Source organism: Fodinicola acaciae, from assembly GCF_010993745.1.
In the GTDB taxonomy this organism is placed as follows: Bacteria; Actinomycetota; Actinomycetes; order Mycobacteriales; family HKI-0501; genus Fodinicola; species Fodinicola acaciae.
The window spans coordinates 2255701-2274613 of record NZ_WOTN01000001.1 but is presented as its reverse complement, the minus strand read 5'-3'; the positions used below and the strand labels follow the sequence as shown (position 1 = coordinate 2274613).

The following is an 18913-nucleotide window of genomic DNA, read 5'->3' as shown; positions in this document are numbered from 1 at the left end:
CTGTCCCGCCGCTACAGAGGGGTCGTCCGCGCGAGTCTACGATCACCGGCCCCCGCTAAACTCGAGAGGTGCTGCTTCTGTCCTTCCCAGCCGCGGCGTTCGAGACGAACTGCTACGTCGTCGCGCCCGAGGCGGGTGGCCCGTGCCTGATCGTCGACCCCGGCATCGGCGTCGTCGACCAGCTCGGCGAGGTGCTCCGCGAGCACCGGCTGGAGCCACAGGCCGTGCTGCTCACCCACGGCCACGCCGACCACACCTGGTCGGTCACCCCGGTCTGCGACGCGAGCGGCATCCCGGCGTTGATCCACACCGACGACGCATACCGGCTGCGCGACCCGCTCGGCGAGCTCGGCCCGCAGCTGGTGGCGATGCTGGAGCAGCAGTTCGGCCAGTCCGCGACCTGGACCGAGCCGAGCGACGCTCGTACGTTTGCCGACCACGACACGGTTTCCTTCGCGGACCTCACGCTGACCGTCGAGCACGCACCAGGGCACACCGAGGGTTCGGTGTTGTTCCGGTTGCCGCAGGCCGACGGCCCCGAGCTGTGCTTCGCCGGCGACGTGCTGTTCGCCGGCTCGATCGGCCGTACGGACCTGCCGGGCGGTGACCACGCGGCGATGCAGCGCAGCCTGCGCGACCGCGTCTTGCCGCTGGCCGACGACACGGTCGTGCTGCCGGGCCACGGCCCGGCGACGACCATCGGACGCGAGCGCGCGTCCAACCCTTTCCTGGCCGGACTGGTCGCGGGGCATACCGGCGGCTGAGCGCCGCCGACCCAGCGACCACACGTCCGTACACCAGAGCATCAGGAGAACCATGCCCAGCCAGCCCCGTCCACTGTCCGGCTATCCGGAGTGGCTGCCGCCGCAGCGCATCGTCGAGCAGCAGGTCGTCGACACCCTTCGCCGTACGTTCGAGCTGCACGGATTCGTGTCCGTCGAGACGCGCGCCGTCGAGCCGTTGGAGGTCATCCAGCGCAAAGGCGAGATCGACAAGGAGGTCTACGTCGTACGCCGGCTGCACGCCGACTCCGGCGACGATCTCGATCCGGCCAAGACGCTGGCGCTGCACTTCGACATGACCGTGCCGTTCGCGCGGTACGTGCTGGAAAACGCCGGCAAGCTGGAGTTTCCGTTCCGCCGCTACCAGATCCAGAAGGCCTGGCGCGGCGAGCGGCCGCAGGAGGGCCGTTATCGCGAGTTCCTGCAGGCCGACATCGACATCGTCGATCGTGACAACCTGCCGGCGCACTACGACGTGGAGCTGCCGCTGGTCGTCGCCGACGCGGTGGCCGCGCTGCCGTTGCCGCCGCTGCGGATGAACGTCAACAACCGCAAGCTCGCCGAGGGTTTCTATCGGGGCATCGGCATCGAGGAGCCAGCCGAGGTGCTGCAGCGGGTCGACAAGCTCGACAAGGTCGGCCCGGACGTCGTACGCAAGCTGCTCGTCGACGAGCTGTCGCTGACCGACGGGCAGGCCGACGCGTGCCTGTCGCTGGCCGAGATCCGCACGCCTGACCTGTCCTTCGTCGACAGGGTGCGCGCGCTCGGCGTCTCGCACGAGCTGCTGGACACCGGCCTTGAGGAGCTGGCCGCGGTGATCGAGGCCGGTCTGGAGTACGCGCCGGGGTTCCTCACCGCCGACCTGAAGATCGCGCGCGGCCTGGACTACTACACCGGCACGGTCTACGAGACGGTGATGGAGGGGCACGAGGACCTCGGCAGCGTGTGCTCCGGCGGCCGCTACGACTCGCTGGCCACCGACGGGAAGACGACCTACCCGGGCAACGGCCTGTCCATCGGCGTGTCGCGGATCCTCGGCCGGCTGTTCGGCCGCGACCAGCTCACCGCGACGCGGTCGGTGCCGACCTGCGTACTCGTGGCGTTGCCGTCCGAGGACGACCGGCCGGCCTGCCGGCGGATCGCCAACGCGCTGCGGCGCCGCGGCATCGCCACCGAGGTGTCGCCCAGCGCGGCGAAATTCGGCAAGCAGATCCGGTACGCGCAGCGGCGCGGCATCCCGTACGTGTGGTTCCCCGGGGGAACCGACCAGGTCAAGGACATCCGCTCCGGCGACCAGGTCGACGCCGACCCGGCCGGCTGGCAGCCGCCGGACGCCGACCGGTGGCCCGGCATCATCTCGGGTTAGCCGCAGCCAGACGTGACCGTGCGGAGGCGGGCGTCGGGATAGCGGAGATCTACCGCGGCGCGTACTGGCCGCCGACAATCCGGAGAAAGTGGCTGCTCACGGTCGTCATGACCGTGGCACGCGGCCGCTGTCGGCGCCGGCAGATGCTCGTCATTCCGGAGTCTTCCGGCGTCGAACGCGTGGGCCGGCGCCAGGTCCGGGCCTTCCGAGGGCGATCGCGCACACCGCCGACGGCGGAAGGACCTGGCAGGCCTGGACCCGCCCCGGCCGCCGTACGCATGCCGCGTACGGCGGCTTCGTCGTGTCTGGAACCTTCCTCGGTGGTCGCGATGTCAGCGAGTTGACAGAGTGACGAAGGAAGCGGGGTGAGGTGTGGAAGCCGACAAAGGCGAGCTGGACGAGCTCTTCAGGGACACCTACGACCGGATCCTGGTCAGTGCGTTCGCCTTGACCGGCAACATGGCCGAGGCGGAGGACGTGGTCCAGGAGACGTTCATCCGTGCGCTGGTCAACCGGTCCAAGGTGCTGGGCGCGGACAGTCCGGAGGCGTGGCTGCGGCGGGTGACCCGCAACGTCGCCATCAGCCGGTGGCGGCGCGTGCGGCATCGCGCCGAGCTGCTGGTTCGCAGCGGTCTGCGGCCGCCTGACGTACCCGAGCCGACGCCCGATCGGGTGGTGATGCTCGACGCGATCAGGTCGCTGCCGCGCGGCCAGCGCGAGGCGATCGCACTGTTCTACGTCGCCGACCTGTCTGTCGAAGAGATCGCGGACACGCTCGGGGTGTCCGCCGGCACGGTGAAGTCCCGGTTGTCCCGCGGACGCGCGGCGCTGGCCGTGCGGCTCGGTGACCTGCGTCCGTTTCCGACTGCCACGGTAGGTGAGATCGCGTGATGATGTCAGACGAGCTGGTGCGCCTGCGTGAGGACGTGGTCGCCGCCGGCCGGTTCCCGGATCTGGACGACCTCGGCCGGCAGGCGCGCGGCCGGGTACGCCGCCGCCGCGTCGCCGGAGTCGCCGCGGTCGCGGTGCTGGCCGCGCTGGCCATCGCGGCCATACCGCTGCTCACCGGGTCGCATGGCACGAAGGAGCAACCGGCGGCCGGGCCCGACCTGCTGGCCGGCTCGGTGCGTGGATCGATCGCCGGCGGGCCGGTGACCCTGACGAAGGCGATGAAGGCCCAGTCGTACGAGGTCGTCGACCAGCGACAGGTCTATGCCTTGGTCCAGGACGGCAAGCGGTTCGCGGTGGCGCGCACGACTGACAGCGGCGCGACCTGGCACGCGTGGCAGGTGCCGGCCGGCGCCGCCAAGCCTGACTCGACGGGATATGTCCTGACCCCGTTCGTGGCGCTCAGCCGGACGGTGCTGCTGCTTGGTGACTACGTCAGCCGCGATGCCGGCCAGACCTGGTCGAAGGCGGCCGGTCAGCGGGTCGCCGGCAATGTGACCAACTGGCAGGAGAGCAGGCCGTTGACCATCACGGTCGGTGCTCCGGTCGAGGCGTTTGGCAGGGGGCAGGTAATGAACACCTTCTGCGCCGGCGACGGGTCGGTGTGCCATCTGTACGCCGTGGATCTGTCCACGGTGGTCTGGCACCAGCTGGCTCGGCAGCCAGCGATGACCTCGGCCGCCGCAGGCCGCGACGGTGTGCTGTGGGCTGTCCGGCAGGTCGAATTCGGCAAGCCCGGCTGCACCGTCAGCCACAGCACGGACGGTGGCGCGAACTGGTCGACCTACCAGGTGCCGGTCGCGTACGGATGTGTACTGTCGCCGCCAGTGACGGCAGCCGACGGCACGACGTACGCACTGTTGATGCGGTCGAACGGCACGGCCATGACGGGGACCGCGGCGCTGGTGTCCACCGACGGCGGGACGACCTGGACGAAGAAGGCGTTGGGGGCGGACCTGGCGCAGTTGGCGGTGTCCGCGGACGGGACGCTGTGGGGGACGGCCAACTCCGATGCCGGCTTCCTCGTCAGCCGGGACGGCGGCCGGACGTTCAGCTCGGTCCCGGACACCGGATCTCCGGTGGGCTTCCGCACCACCGTCACAGGCGCGTACATCTCGCCGATCGGCGGTGCCGCGTTCCGCAACAACTTCCGGGTGTCCGAGGACGGGGTGCACTGGTCGGTCATCCCTGCGGCGCCGGTCGACAACACGGTGAAATAGCGCCAACGCAACCTTCCGCCACCTCCCGTGGGTCTATGTGTGACCCATCGGCGAGGTGGTGGAAAGGCGGGGAGTTGGTGACGATCCATGCTGTGGGTGAGGCGATGGTCGGCCGGGTGAGCAGAGCCGGCGCCGTCGCGCAGTTGGAGGAGATCTATCGCGCCACGCACGAACGGCTCGTGCTGGCGGCATACACGTTGACTGGTGACCTCGGTGAGGCGCAGGACTGCGTGCAGGAGGCGTTCGTGCGAGCCGTGTCGCGGCCGGCGAAGGTGCTGTCCGCGAGCAGTCCGGAGGCGTGGCTGCGGACGGTGTCGCTGAACATCGCGCGCAGCCGCTTCCGGCGGCGGCACCGGATGGACATCCTGTTGCGGCGGATTCCGCCGCCACCGCAACAGATCCCGGACGCCGGACCGGAGTGGCTGGCCGTGCTGGCGGCCGTACGTCGGCTGCCGGCCGCGCAGGCCGAGGCGATCGCGCTGCACTATCTGGCGGACCTGCCGATCGACGAGATCGCGCGCACTCTCAACGCTCCGGTCGGGACCATCAAGGCCCGGCTCTCCCGCGGCCGCGCGACGCTGGCCGCCATCCTGACCGATGTCGAACTGGACGAGGAGCAGTCGTCGTGAACAGCAGTGACTTCGAGCGTGGTCGGACGGCCGTACGCGAGCGGATCAAGACTCCGGAGTTCTCGTCGATCGTCGGCGAAAGCCGTCGCCGGCGGCAGCGCCACCAGCTCGGTGGTGCGGCGGCGGTCGCGGCGATCGCGCTCGCCGGCGGCGCCGTTGTCGCGACCACGCACGCGTTCGACCACGGCGGTCTGGCGGCTGCGGGGCCGATCGCGGCCCAGCCATGGTCGCTGACAACCCCGTCGTCGATCCTTGACGAGTTTCCGCTCGGCGTGGGCCAGGCGTACGCCGTGCTTGCCGTTTCAGGGGGGGCGAGCGACCCGCAGCGTGCGGCGCTGGCGCACACGACGGACGGCGGACAGTCGTGGAAGGCATGGGAGATTCCGGCGAAGTTCCGGCCGCGGACCTACGTACAAGGCGGGACAATGTCCTTTAAAAACGGCAAACCCTATGTTTATCCAGATACGTCGCAGCCTCCGGTGCACCTCATCGGTGTGACGGTCCTGGATGAGAACACTGTGTTGTCTATGACCGGCCTCACGCGCGACGGTGGCCGCACCTGGCAGGAAGTCCCCGACGCGTTCGGAGATCCGATCGACTCCGCCGAGAACGGATGGGTGGTGGTCAACCGCGGCGACGGTCGACTGGTCGCGATCGATCCGGCGACCGGCGTCCAACACCTGTTGCGTCATCAGCCGGATCTTGAGCTCTACACCCGACCCAACGGCGACAAGCTCGTCGTTCCGGCGAAGGACGGTTCGCTGTGGGTGGTCGGCAGCGCGCGTGGCCGCAATGACAAGGCGGTCGCGGTGAGCCGCGACCGCGGCCGGACCTGGAGCACGCATGTCTTCGCAGGCACCGGCGGTGCCGGCGATCTGTGGGTCGCGACAGTGGACGGCGAGAAGGTGTACGTGATCCGCGGCACGCTGGTTGGCCGTTCCGATCCGGTCATCCGGGCCGAGAGTAGGGACGGCGGCCAGACCTGGAGCACGTTCACGCCGGTCGCCGGACTGCGGATTCCGATGGGCCTGGCTGTCACGCCGGACGGTGCGTTGCTCAGCGCCGACACGAGACTGGCAAAGGACGGCAATCCTGTCGAGTGTCCGGCGGTGATCAGCCGGGACGGTGGCCGGACCTTCGTGGCGAACGACAAGATTGGCCTGGCCAGAGCGCTCGTCCGTACGGTGACCGGCGGTTTGGCCTACACGTCCAGCAGCCAGCCGCATGTCCCGCTCAGTCGGCTGTTCTCCTCCGACGGTAGTACGTTCATCACCGTTCCAAAGCCGCCGAACAGCAAGTAGCGCCTGCTGCGGCCGGCGCCGGAAAATTTTCGGCGCCGGCCGTAACCCGTGCCGGCTGCTCAAACGTCAAGTCTGTGAGAGGGAGGTCCGGCACCCGAACGGGGGTTCAGGCTTGGACGAGCGTGACGGCGCCTCAACCGGCGAGTACGGGGCCGAAGCGGTCGTTGAGCGGCTCTACCGGGAGTGCTCCCGGCAGCTGCTGGTGGCCGCGTACGCGCTGACCGGCGACCTGGCCGAGGCCGAGGACGCGGTGCAGGAGGCGTTCGTCCGCGCCTTCGCGCGTCCCGGCCAGGTCGCCAGGGCCGACAACCCGGTGGCCTGGATGCGGATCGTGACGCTGAACATCGCGCGCAGCCGGTTTCGCCGCAAGCAGCGGCTCAACGTGTTGCTGCGGCGCGTGCCGGCGCCGGACAGCGAGGTGCCGGCGGCCGACCCGGACCGGATCGTGCTGGTCGAGACGGTGCGGCGGCTGCCGCAGGCGCAGCGCGAGGTGATCGCGCTCTTCTATCTCGCGGACTTCTCCCTGGAAGACGTGGCCAGGACGCTCAAGGTCTCGGTCAACGTGGTGAAATCGCGGCTGCACAGGGGACGGCAGGCGCTCGCGAAGCTGATGCGCGAACAGGGGATCGACATCGGGACGGCGGCCGGCACCATGCGGCCACCGGTCGAGCGCGCCGTACCGGAGACACGGTTGTTGGTGGAGGGGGCCGGCAGGTGAGGCGGTTGGACCTGGAGGACGGCTTCGCCGGTGTGCGGGCCGGCGTGGTGGAGCGGGGGGCGCTTCCGGAGCTGCCGGCGGTACGCGCATTGGGCCGCCGGCGGCGACGGCATCGGCACTATGCGATGTCGACGCTGTTTGTGGCCGTGCTGGCCGTGGTGGGGTTGGCCGGTTGGTCGGTGCCGCAGGTGCGGCACTCGCTGGCGGCCGGCCAGCCGCGTGACGTGGCCGCGGCCGTCACGCTCGACCGGACCGTACAGCTGGAGCAGGTCGTCCCGGTCGACCGGCAGATCACCTACGCGCTGGGACGCTCCAACGCCGAGCGGAGCTGGGTGCTCGCGGTGACCAGCAGCGGCGGCGTCGAGTGGACCGGCTACCAGGTGCCGATCGTGGCGTTCTCGGCGGTCACCAGGATGACCGTGCTGACCGCGACGACCGTACGGGTCTCGCAGCTCAACAAGGACACCGACGTGGTCACCAAGGACATGGGCCGGTCGTGGCAGAAGGTCGACTACTCGCTGGCCGATCCGGTGCCGACGCAGCCGCCGGCCTGGGTCGTCGGGCCCGGTGTGCAGACCAAGGGTTTGACCGCGACCGATCCGGCGACCGGAGTCGAGCACGAGTTCGGCGGCCAGCACCTGTCCGTGCAGAACGGCGGATACGACGCGGTGTCGGCCACCGACGGCTCGCTGTGGGGCTTCGGGCCGTACGGCGGCAAGGCCAGCGGCAACCCGGCCACCGTGTGGGTCAGCCGCGACCGCGGTCGCACCTGGCGCGACTTCACACCGCGACCGGACACGCCGATGCGCACCGGAGCGGTCGCCACGTACGACGGCTCGGTCGGCTACGTCGCGGTCGACGCCAGCGACGACCTGGCCGACGGCTCGAAGCTCTACACCACTCACGACTACGGCCAGCACTGGACGTATGTGGCGTCCACCGCGCAGGCGCTGACCGCGTTGGAGTTGCTGGCCGACAACCGTACGCTGATCGGCCTGCTCGGCGATCGCCAGCTGTCAGCCGGCGGGAAGCAGGTCATGGCCGGGACGCTGGTGCGGAGCGAGGACGGTGGCCGTACGTTCCGGCCGGTGGGGCAGGCGGCGTTGGTGCCAGCGGCGCTGAGCGGACTGACCACGACGGTCGGTGGTGGCTACGCGGTCATCCTGTCGGGCGCCGACCCGTCGTCGCCGGAGCGCCCGGCCGCGACGGTCGACCGGCTCAACCCGCAGGCCCTGTTCTCGCCGGACGGCCGGTCCTGGACGGCCGCTCCGGTGCCGCCGGTCGCTCTGTAGAAAGGCGGATGGAACCCGCGCCGGACTCTCGTGCATCGGTGGGATGACGACTCGCCACCACATGGGGGTTTGGATGGTCGAAGCAGAGCCCGCCGTCGAGGCGGTTGAGCGGCTGTATCGCGAGGCCAGTGGCCAGCTGGTGCTCGCCGCGTACGCGCTGACCGGCGACCTGGCCGACGCTCAGGACGCGGTGCAGGAGGCCTTCGTGAAGGCCTTCCAGCGTCCGTCGCGGGTGGCCAACGCCGACAACCCGGTCGCGTGGATGCGCACGGTGACGATCAACATCGCGCGCGGCCGTTATCGCCGGCACCGAAGACTTGGCGTGCTGTTACGCCGGATCCCGCCGGATCCGGCGGTACCCGGGCTCGCGCCGGACCGGGTCGCGGTGCTCACCGCGGTCTCCAAGCTGCCGTCCGGACAGCGCGAGGCGATCGCGCTGCACTATTTCGCCGACATGAGCGTCGAGGAGATCGCCGTCTGCCTCAGGACGCCGGCCGGCACGGTGAAGTCGCGGCTCAGCCGCGGCCGCGAGGCACTGGCCGGCCTGCTCAGCGACGAAAGGCCGAGCGGTTCCGACGATTCGAAGACCGCCTACATCGGGAGGACCGGATGAGCCCGATCAACGACCAGCAGGTCAGGGACATCCGTACGCACGTCATCCACGCGGTGCCGCTGGCGTCAGCCGCCGAACTGCGTGCTCTCGCGCGCCGCCGGAGCGTGCGCGGCCGAGTCGTCGGCGCCGCGGCCGCGGTGAGTGCGGTGCTGCTCCTCGCCGGCGGCCTCTACGGCACGCAGCGGATCGTCAGCCAGCCGGCGTCGCCGGCCGACGGCGGGGTCCTGGCGATGGCGGTGCCGGACGGCCACCGCGCGTACGCGGTGATGAGGTCGAAGCGCGGCGACTACGAGCTGGCGTTGAGCACCGACGCAGGCGCGCACTGGTCCTGGAGGCAGCTGCCTGACCAGCTTCGGCAGGCGGCCGCGAAAGCGTCGCCGCCACCGTCCCGCGAGGACCCGGTCACCGGCGCGGGCCAGGCGCTGTTCCCGCCGATCCAGGTGGTTGGTCCGACCAGCGTCGTGATCGGTTCGATGATCACCACGGACAACGGTGCCAGCTGGAAGACGGCCGGTGCCGGCGGCGCGCCGGTGCCGAAATCGGATCCGCACAACCGCGATCCGATCCTGGCCGTCGGTGCTCCGGTGGCGGTGGCACCGGCCGGATGGCGCCTGCGAGTGCGGATCGGCCAGCCGGATGCCAGGACCGTGGACGCGGTCGACCCGGCCACCGGCGTCGACCATCCGCTGCGTACGCAGCCGGGCAACTCACCGTTCATCGTGAAGACCACGCCGGACGCGTCGATCTGGGCCATCGGAAATCCCTCGCAGGGGGTCACCAGCATCGCGGTCAGCCACGACCGCGGCGCCACCTGGTCGCCGTCGACCGTCGACGACAAGCTCAGCAACGGATACCAGGAGGTCGCGACCAGGGACGGACGGACCGTCTACCTGCTCGGTGGACCGGACGCGCGACGCGAGGACGCCGACGGCAAGCCGACCACCGACGGCGCCGTCGTGCCGCTCGGCATCCGCACCAGCACCGACGGAGGCCGGACCTGGGGTCCGCGCGTGCCGGCGACCGGCGCGTTCGAGATCCAGAACGTGGTCGTGCTGCCGGACGGCAGCCTGGTCGGTACGGCGAGCGGCCTGCGCGGCACCACGGCAGTCGGCGGCGGCTGGGCCGTCGGCCGGTCGACCGACGGCGGACGTACGTTTGCCAGGGTCGCCGACCTGCCGTCGCTGGACGGCCTGGCCGGTTCCGGTGACATCTCCGGCAACAGCCGCGACGGCTACGTGATCGTGGTCCTCGGCAGTTCGACGGTGGCCGAGCCCGGCCGTTATCTGCTGTCCGCGGACGGCCTGCACTGGAGGCGGCTGCCGATGCCGGACTGACGCCGAAACCAGTTCGTGGCGGTGACGGGCCGGTCCGTACCATGGACCGGTCCGTCGCTTTGTGTGTCGAGGGGGAGTCGTGCGTACGCGAGATACCGGTCGGTAGTCGCAACTGACCATCGACCATGCCAAGACAACAGGAGTTCTCGTGATACGTACGCATGAGGCCGGCACGCTGCGCTCGTCGCACGCCGGCCAGACCGTGACGCTGGCCGGCTGGGTCGCGCGCCGCCGCGACCACGGCGGGGTGGCCTTCCTCGACCTGCGGGACGCGTCCGGCGTCGCGCAGGTGGTGGTGCGCGACGAGGAGGTGGCGCACAACCTCCGCAACGAATACTGCATCAAGGTCACCGGCCAGGTTGCCGAGCGGCCGGAAGGCAATGCCAACGACGCTATCCCGACCGGCGCGATCGAGGTCATCGCCGACGAGTTGGAGGTGCTGTCGGAGGCGGCGCCGCTGCCGTTCCAGATCGACGACCACGTCGACGTCGGCGAGGACGTACGGCTGAAATACCGCTATCTCGACCTGCGCCGCACCGCGCCGGGACGCGCGATCCGGCTGCGCAGCGAGGTCAGCCGTACGGCCCGCGAGGTGTTGCACCGGCACGACTTCGTCGAGATCGAGACGCCGACGATGACCCGCTCGACGCCGGAAGGCGCGCGCGACTTCGTGGTGCCGGCACGGCTGCGGCCGGGCTCCTGGTATGCGCTGCCGCAGTCGCCGCAGCTGTTCAAGCAGCTGCTGATGGTCGGTGGCATGGAGCGCTATTACCAGATCGCGCGGTGCTATCGCGACGAGGACTTCCGCGCCGACCGGCAGCCGGAGTTCACCCAGCTGGACATCGAGATGTCCTTCGTGGAGCAGGACGACGTCATCGCGCTCACCGAGGAGCTGCTGGCCGCGCTGTGGCGGCTGATCGGCCACGAGGTGCTGACGCCGATCCCGCGGATCACGTACGCGGACGCCATGAGCCGCTATGGCACCGACAAGCCGGACCTGCGGTTTGGCCTGGAGCTGACCGACATGACGGCGTACTTCGCGCAGACGCCGTTCCGGGTCTTCCAGGCGCCGTACGTCGGTTCCGTGGTGATGGCCGGCGGTGCCTCGCTGCCGCGGCGGCAGTTCGACGCGTGGCAGGAGTGGGCCAAGCAGCGCGGTGCGCGCGGCCTGGCGTACGTGACGTTCCTGGAGGACGGCACGCTCGGCGGTCCGGTCGCCAAGAACCTGTCCGAGTCCGAGCGCGCCGGCCTGGCCGCGGCCACCGGTGCGCAGGTCGGCGACGCGGTCTTCTTCGGCGCCGGCGACCCGTCGTCGGCGCGCGCTCTGCTTGGCGCGGCGCGGGTCGAGATCGGTCACCGCCTCGGCCTGATCGACGAGAGTGCCTGGTCGTTCGTGTGGGTCGTCGACGCGCCGCTGTTCGAGCCGGCCGAGGCCGCGGTCAGCGCCGGCGACGTGGCGGTCGGCAGCGGCAAGTGGACCGCCGTGCACCACGCCTTCACCTCGCCGAAGCCGGAGTGGATCGACTCCTTCGACAAGGACCCCGGCAACGCGCTGGCCTACGCGTACGACATCGTCTGCAACGGCAACGAGATCGGCGGCGGCTCCATCCGTATCCACAACCGCGACGTGCAGAAGCGGGTCTTCGAGATCATGGGTCTGGGTGAGGACGAGGCGCAGGAGAAGTTCGGCTTCCTGCTCGACGCCTTCCAGTACGGCCCGCCGCCGCACGGCGGCATCGCCTTCGGCTGGGACCGGATCACCGCGCTGCTGGCCGGCTCGGACTCGATCCGGGACGTGATCGCGTTTCCGAAGACCGGCGGCGGTTTCGACCCGCTGACCGGTGCTCCGGCGCCGATCACCGCGCAACAGCGCAAGGAAGCCGGCATCGACGCCAAGCCGGAATAGGCCGTACGGTCTTCCGCCTGCTCCTCTCGTGATGCGTGCGGGGGACCTGTCGCCGTCCATCCACGAAAGCTAAGGTGAGGCTTGCCTTAGTGGATGGAGGGATGATGGCGATCGACAGGCGTACGGTGCTGGCCGGCCTCGGTGGCGCGGGACTGCTCGGTCTGACGGCGTGCGGTTCGGGTCAGACCGGCGGTGCCGCGGCGGACGGCGTGCGGATCCGGCACAAGTTCGGCATCACCACGGTCGCCAGAAAGCCGCGGCGCGTCGTCTCGCTCGGCACCACGGACCACGACGTCGCGCTCGAGCTCGGCGTCACGCCGGTGTCGATCGCCAACTTCGTCGGTACGCCGACCGGCGTCGGACCGTGGGCCGAGAGGCAGCTCGGCAGGGCGCGGCCGCAGCTGTACGTCAACGGCACCAGCGACATCAGCCTCGAAGGCGTCGCCAAGCTGCGGCCGGATCTCATCCTGGCGGTGCAGAACGACCTCACCAAGGACCGCTACGACAAGCTCAGCCAGCTCGCGCCGGTGGTCGCCGCGCCGGCCGGCTACATCGACTGGGGTGTGCCGTGGGACAAACAGGCGCGGGCGATCGCGACCGCGCTGTGGCAGCAGTCGCGCGCCGACGGGCTGGTGGCCGGCGTCAACGACCGGTTTTCCCAAGCCAGGAAGGCGAATCTGGCGTTCGCCGGCAAGACCGTGGTCGTTGCGTCGGTCTACAGCGCCGCGGCCGGCACATACAACGCCTACACCCGTCAGGACGGCCGCATGCAGTTCATGGCGGCACTGGGACTGAAGCCGGCGCCGAGGGTCGACGCGCTCGGCACCAGCCGGTTCACCGTGCCGATCAGCCGCGAGAAGGCCGACCTGATGGAGGCCGACCTGGTGGTGATCATCTCTTTCGACGCGACGTCCGCGAAAGCCGTCGACACCGACCAGATTTTCAACGGTCTCAATGTGGCCAGGCGCAAGGCGGTGATCCGGTTGAGCCTGCAGGACGAGGGATTGGCCATGTCCTGCAACGACGTGCTGAGCATTCCGTACGCTTTGGACCGCCTCGTGCCGAAAATGGCGGCCGCGCTCCACTGACGACTGAGGTTGGTAATTCCTTGCCGTCAATCGCCGCCACGAAGTTTTTAATGACCGAAGACTAGAGACAAGTACGGCCGTCACCCGCTAGCGTTCCCTCAGCTCACAGAGGGGAGTCTTCGTGTCGATACGACAGGTTGGGGCCAGCGCCGTCACCGCGCTGCTGGTCGGTGCCGGTCTGGTGGCGGCCTCGCCGGTGACGGCCGCCGCGAACGGCGTGTCGCAGGCCGACTTCGCGACCGCGTCGGCCGCGTCCGGAGTGCCGGAGCCGGTGCTGCTTGCGGTGTCCTATCTGGCGTCGCAATGGGACAGCCACGCCGGCAAGCCGTCGACCGCCGGCGGCTACGGACCGATGCACCTCACCGACATGACAACGCTGCGCGCCGACTACGCGCGTACGCACAAGGGTGACTTCGGCGACGACGCGCGCGGCGACACCAGTCGTCCGGCCACGGCGCCGGCGGCCACCACCAAGGCAGTGCCGACCGCGGCCAAGGACGACACGCTGCCGCGCGCCGCGAGCCTGCTGCACGTGCCGGCGAGCACGTTGCGCACGGACGCACGCCAGAACCTGCTCGGCGGTGCGGCGGTGCTGGCCGCGCAGGCCAGGCAGCTCGGCCACGGCACGCTGCCGTCGTCGGTCGCCGGCTGGTATCCGGCGGTCAAGGCCGTCACCGGCAGCGACTCCTACGCCGCGGACGTCTTCGACGTGATTCGCACCGGCGCCAGTCGTACGACCGCCGAGGGGCAGACCATCACGCTCGCCGCCGATCGCTCCGTCGCGGCGCAGGGCGCGCCCAACCAGCCCGGCACCGACTGCCCGGCCCGGCTCGGCTGCGACTTCCAGCCGGCCGCGTACAAGCTCAACGGCGACGGCACCGACAAGGGCAACTACGGCAACTACGACACCGCCGACCGGCCGCGCACCAACCGGATCAACACGGTCGTCATCCACGACACCGAAGAGACGTACGCGGACTCGATCGCGATCTTCCAGAACCCGCTGAAATTCACCTCCGCGCATTATGTGTTGCGGTCGGCCGACGGTCACGTGACGCAGATGGTGCGTACGAAGGACGTGGCCTGGCAGGCCGGCAACTGGTACGTCAACACGCACTCGGTCGGCATCGAGCACGAGGGCTACGCCGACGCCGGCGGCAGTTGGTACACCGAGGAGCTGTATCGGTCGTCGTCGCGGCTGGTGCGCTATCTGGCGCAGCGCTATGGCATCCCGCTGGACCGCCAGCACATCATCGGCCACGACAATGTGCCGAGCCTGACGCAGCGCGGCGTGGCCGGCATGCACTGGGACCCGGCGGCGTACTGGGACTGGCAGCACTACTTCGACCTGCTCGGCGCGCCGCTGCGCGGCTGGGGCCACGGCCGCTCGTCGGTGGTCATGATCCTGCCGTCGGACCGGCGGACCGAACCGCTGATGTCCTGTCCGGACACCGGTCCGAGCGTACCGATCCCCGGCACCGGCACCTCGACCGTCCAGCTGCACACGGCACCGTCCGACAGCGCGCCGCTGATCTCCGACCCGGCGCTGCATCCGGACGGCAGCCCCGGCACCACCAGGCACTGCGACTGGGGTGACAAGGTCAGCACCGGCCAGATCTACGCGGTGGCCGAGCGCCGCGGCGACTGGACGGCGATCTGGTACGACGGCTTCGAGGGATGGTTCCGGGACAGCCGCCAGGCACCCGCGACCGTGTCCACGCACGCCGTGTTGGTGACGCCGAAACCGGGCCTGGCCTCGATCCCGGTCTACGGCGGCGCCTATCCCGACGCCAGCGAGTATCCGGCCGAGATCCCGCCGAACACCGTGTCGCCGCTGCAGTACAAGCTGCTCGCCGGCCAGAAGTACGCCTTCGGCGGCGTCGGTCCGACCGAGTACTACTACGCCCCGACCATCGACAAGTCGCTGCCGCTGGACCACACCGTCGTACGCGGGAAGACGGTGTTCTACGAGATCCAGCTCGGCCACCGGGTCGGCTATGTGAAGGCCGCGGACGTGCGGTTCACCGTCGGTTAGCGGTGACGCGGGACGGGTTCCACGCCACCACGTAGGCTCGTGGCGTGGAACCCGAAAGCCTGTTCGACTCGGCCGCCGAGGACGCGGCGGCGAAGGTGGCACCGCTGGCCGTACGGATGCGGCCGCGCACTCTCGACGAGCTGATCGGCCAGCGGCACCTGTTGCATCCCGGCTCGCCGTTGCGGCGGTTGGTGGAGGGCGACGCGCCGCTGTCGGTGATCCTGTGGGGTCCGCCCGGCAGCGGCAAGACGACGATCGCGCAGATCGTCTCCGCCGCGACCAGCCGGCGGTTCGCGGCGCTGTCGGCGCTCAACGCCGGCGTCAAGGAGGTGCGCGCGGTCATCGAGAGCGCCAAGCGCGAGCTGGGATTCAACGGCAAGCAGACGGTGCTGTTCATCGACGAGGTGCACCGGTTTTCCAAGACACAGCAGGATTCGCTGCTCGGCGCGGTCGAGGACCGTACGGTCACGCTGATGGCCGCCACCACCGAGAACCCGTCGTTTTCCGTGGTGTCGCCGTTGCTTTCCCGGTCGCTGCTGCTGACATTGCAGGCGCTCACTGACGACGACATCGGTGATGTTCTCGACCGCGCCCTCACCGATCAGCGCGGGCTGAACAACGCGGTGACGATCTCCGCGCAGGCGCGCGATCACCTCGTCCGCCTTGCCGGCGGCGACGCGCGGCGCGCGCTCACGACACTGGAAGCCGCCGCCGGATCGGCTCTGGCGCTGGGAAAAGCCGAGATCGACCTGGAGGTCGCGGAGAAGGCGGTCGACACCGCCGCGGTGAAATACGACCGTGACGGCGACCAGCATTACGACATCGTTTCGGCGTTCATCAAGAGCATGCGCGGGTCGGATGTGGACGCGGCGCTGCACTGGCTGGCACGGATGCTGGTCGCGGGGGAGGACCCGCGGTTCATCGCGCGGCGGCTGATGATCTTCGCCAGCGAGGACATCGGCATGGCCGACCCGACCGCGCTGCAGACGGCGGTCGCGGTTGCGCAGACCGTACAGTTGGTCGGACTGCCGGAGGCACAGCTCAACCTCGCGCACGGCGTCGTACACCTTGCCACCGCACCGAAGTCCAACGCCGTCACCACGGCGATCGGTGCGGCGACCGCGGACGTACGCGCCGGCAAGACAGGCGCCGTGCCGCCGGCCCTCCGCGACGCGCACTACGCCGGCGCCAAGCGGCATGGCCACGGCGAGGGTTATGTCTATCCGCACAACGAATCCGCCGGTGTGGCGCGGCAACAGTACGCGCCGGACGACCTCGTCGGCGTCGATTACTACGAGCCGACGCGCCGCGGCCGCGAGTCCGAGATCGCCGACCGGCTGCCCAAACTCCGCAAGGTCATCCGCGGCGAGGACTAGTGTCCCGAGTCGGGACGCTAGGGCCTGTTTCGAAGTCCCACCGCGGCGATAGCCGAGCCGCTGTCACATCTGTCTCGGGCCGCCTGACGGCACGGCGAAACGGCCCACGTGGCGCTGCCACAGGCCGGGCGGTCCCGCCGCACCGCCAGACGACGTTTGGATCTCTACTCTCATCCACGTGGGACTTCGAAACTGCTAGCCGCGACACGGCAATATGGTCCGGTTCGTCGAGTGCGGTATTTTTTTTGGCCCCATTCGACGCCGAGTGGTGTCAGATACGCCACTCGCGCTGTAATACATGTTTAACAAGACACCAAATATGGACATTTAGCGCTCCACGGCACGTCAATCTCGCCGGCTGCCGTACTTTCAGCGCCGTTGGACGTCCAACGCGGCGAAAATCCCGGCACTCGACGCGAGACAGCCCTCTTGCCACACGTATGTCCGGTTTGAAGCAACAGCGGAACCCCGCGCCCTCCCCCTTGAGGTCGCCCGCCGCGAAGGCGAAGCCACCCCCAACGCAACAATCAGGGAAGCCCCAACTACTCCAAACGCAATGAAACATACCCAGCCACCGAGAATTCACAGACCCTGAGGCGCATTTGACTGACCTGACGAGCGACCGCGAGGTGCTGCCGCCAAGTGACCGACCAGCGAGGCTTGCTGGCAGCGAGCACAGGTGCGTGACGGTGGCACACTGCACGCGTGACGAACCCGACCGTGACCCGTGCGTCGCCGGCTGTCCGGATGGTTGCGCTCGCGATGCTCGCACCGGCCGGCCTGGCGTGGCTGTTGACGCTCGTCCTGCCGTCATTGCTGACGGTGATCACCAGCTTCGAGCGCAACAACGCGCTGAGCCGGCCGAGCTTCGCCGGCCTGACGAACTACGGCCAGCTGCTGCCGGACACGCTGTTGTCGCTCGCCGCGGGAGTGGCCGTGGCGATCGTCCCGGTGATCGTTGTCGCGGTGGTCGCGCCGCTGGCCGCGGCCGGAGCGCAGCGGTCAGGCGCCGGCGGCCAGCGCATCGTACGCATCGCCTTCTGCGTCGGCATCGCCTCCTTCGCACCGGCCGCGTTTTCCGCGTCGCTGCTGGCCACGCTCGGATTTCTCGGTGGCGGACTGCTGGCGATCGTGCTCGTGACCGCGATCGCGAGCGTCGCGGCACTCCTCGGCATCGGCGGCCTGGCGAGCCTGGCCGCGCTGCGTAGCCCCGGACCGCGCGCCGTGCTGCTGGTGGCCGGCTTGGCCGCCATCGCGACGCTCGCGTACGTCCTGCAGAGCTTCACCTTCGGCTATGTCTTCGGCGGCCGGTCGGGTCCGACGACGCCGGCGGCGCTGATTTTCCGTACGAGCGTGGTGTATTACCAGTTCGGCGCGGCAGCCGTGCCGGCGACCGCCCTCGGCGTCGTGCTCGGCCTGCTCGGCATCGGCGCTCTCGCGCTGATCCTGGCCAGCCGGATGCGGATCTCAGTCGGTGAGGCGGCGGCCTCCGGCCGCAAGACAGTCGGTTACATCGCCGTCGCGGCCGCCGTGTTGGTCGTCGTGGTCGCGCAACTGCCGTGGATCATCGCCAGTTTCGGTGGCGGCCATCCGGTGACGAACCCGTTTCTCACTCTGCTGAACACGATCGGTCCGTCGTTCCTGTCGGCTACTGTCCAGGTCGGACTGGCCTTCCTCGGCGGCTTCGGCATCGGCGGGCTGCGGCCGCTCGGCCGCTTCAGCGAGCTGCTGCTGATCCCGTTCGCGCCGTGGTTGTTCGTCACCGCCGCACCGCTCAGTGTCGCCGACTTCCAGATCGCGCACGCCGTCGGCAGCCTCAACACCTGGATCGGCCTGATCTCACCGGTGCTGGTCAACGTGCCGGCGCTGGTCTTCTTCACGCTGCTTTTCGCCGGTCAACGCGCGCGTTCCGGTGGCGACCTGTTCGGTACGGTCATCGTGCCTGCGCTGCCGGCGGCCGCGGCGGTGTGGATGATCAGCTGGCTGGTGGAGTCGGTCGCCACCGTGTGGCCGCTATTGGTCGGCTCCGACCAGAAGGTGTGGACCGGTGCGGTGAACGCGATCGCCGGTGCGCAGCAGTACGTGTCGCGCATCGACCCGGTCAGTCTGTGGCTGGCCGCGCCGCTGGGTGTCCTCGCGCTCGTGGTGCTCGCGGCGCTCCAACTCACGCACCTGCACAGGCTCCAGATCACCCTCGGGGATGCTCCGCAGCCGACCGGACCAAGATCACCCGAGCCGGACACGGCAGTGACCCGGCACGGGCCGTAATCGGCATCACGATAGGGTTTGCACTCTAACCAGCGCA

At 69.7% G+C, this 18913-nt stretch carries 15 protein-coding genes; all 15 read left to right on the top strand.

Going from position 1 to position 18913, the window contains the following annotated elements; all coding sequences use genetic code 11:
- The first annotated feature begins 68 nt into the window (after positions 1–68).
- The 15 genes from GNX95_RS10575 to GNX95_RS10505 all read left to right on the top strand — a co-directional run bounded on the left by GNX95_RS10575 (position 69) and on the right by GNX95_RS10505 (position 18876).
- On the top strand, positions 69–764 hold the full coding sequence (locus tag GNX95_RS10575; protein ID WP_163506917.1) for an MBL fold metallo-hydrolase: 696 nt from the start codon (positions 69–71) through the stop codon (positions 762–764).
- Between the two features lie 52 nt (positions 765–816).
- Entirely contained in the window at positions 817–2148 is a 1332-nt protein-coding gene (gene hisS, locus GNX95_RS10570) for a histidine--tRNA ligase (protein ID WP_163506916.1), read from the top strand.
- A gap of 372 nt (positions 2149–2520) precedes the next feature.
- The gene (locus GNX95_RS10565; RefSeq protein ID WP_222853499.1) at positions 2521–3039 is read left to right on the top strand and encodes an RNA polymerase sigma factor; all 519 of its coding nucleotides are present in this window, start codon (positions 2521–2523) and stop codon (positions 3037–3039) included.
- Entirely contained in the window at positions 3039–4316 is a 1278-nt protein-coding gene (locus GNX95_RS10560; RefSeq protein WP_246281639.1) for a sialidase family protein, read from the top strand. The genes GNX95_RS10565 and GNX95_RS10560 overlap by 1 nt, the downstream gene beginning before the upstream one ends.
- A gap of 77 nt (positions 4317–4393) precedes the next feature.
- On the top strand, positions 4394–4945 hold the full coding sequence (locus GNX95_RS10555) for an RNA polymerase sigma factor (RefSeq protein ID WP_222853498.1): 552 nt from the start codon (positions 4394–4396) through the stop codon (positions 4943–4945).
- Entirely contained in the window at positions 4942–6246 is a 1305-nt protein-coding gene (locus tag GNX95_RS10550) for a sialidase family protein (RefSeq protein WP_163506914.1), read from the top strand. Before GNX95_RS10555 ends, GNX95_RS10550 begins: the two co-directional genes overlap by 4 nt.
- Before the next feature lie 112 nt (positions 6247–6358).
- Entirely contained in the window at positions 6359–6964 is a 606-nt protein-coding gene (locus GNX95_RS10545) for an RNA polymerase sigma factor (RefSeq protein WP_163506913.1), read from the top strand.
- A complete protein-coding gene (locus GNX95_RS10540; RefSeq protein WP_163506912.1) occupies positions 6961–8256 on the top strand; it encodes a WD40/YVTN/BNR-like repeat-containing protein in 1296 nt (431 codons plus the stop codon). The genes GNX95_RS10545 and GNX95_RS10540 overlap by 4 nt, the downstream gene beginning before the upstream one ends.
- A gap of 73 nt (positions 8257–8329) precedes the next feature.
- Positions 8330–8869, top strand: coding sequence for an RNA polymerase sigma factor (locus GNX95_RS10535; RefSeq protein WP_163506911.1), 540 nt, complete (start codon positions 8330–8332; stop codon positions 8867–8869).
- Positions 8866–10203: a sialidase family protein gene (locus GNX95_RS10530; RefSeq protein WP_163506910.1), complete on the top strand. Its 1338-nt coding sequence runs from the start codon at positions 8866–8868 to the stop codon at positions 10201–10203. The genes GNX95_RS10535 and GNX95_RS10530 overlap by 4 nt, the downstream gene beginning before the upstream one ends.
- 148 nt (positions 10204–10351) lie before the next feature.
- On the top strand, positions 10352–12109 hold the full coding sequence (aspS, locus tag GNX95_RS10525; RefSeq protein WP_163506909.1) for an aspartate--tRNA ligase: 1758 nt from the start codon (positions 10352–10354) through the stop codon (positions 12107–12109).
- Between the two features lie 104 nt (positions 12110–12213).
- Positions 12214–13197: an iron-siderophore ABC transporter substrate-binding protein gene (locus GNX95_RS10520; protein WP_163506908.1), complete on the top strand. Its 984-nt coding sequence runs from the start codon at positions 12214–12216 to the stop codon at positions 13195–13197.
- 121 nt (positions 13198–13318) lie between these two features.
- A complete protein-coding gene (locus GNX95_RS10515) occupies positions 13319–15232 on the top strand; it encodes an N-acetylmuramoyl-L-alanine amidase (protein WP_163506907.1) in 1914 nt (637 codons plus the stop codon).
- A 44-nt stretch (positions 15233–15276) separates the two neighbouring features.
- Complete coding sequence (locus tag GNX95_RS10510; protein WP_246281565.1) at positions 15277–16608, top strand: replication-associated recombination protein A; 1332 nt, start codon at positions 15277–15279, stop codon at positions 16606–16608.
- Positions 16609–17313: 705 nt separating this feature from the next.
- Positions 17314–18876, top strand: coding sequence for a hypothetical protein (locus GNX95_RS10505; protein ID WP_163506906.1), 1563 nt, complete (start codon positions 17314–17316; stop codon positions 18874–18876).
- Positions 18877–18913 lie beyond the last annotated feature (37 nt).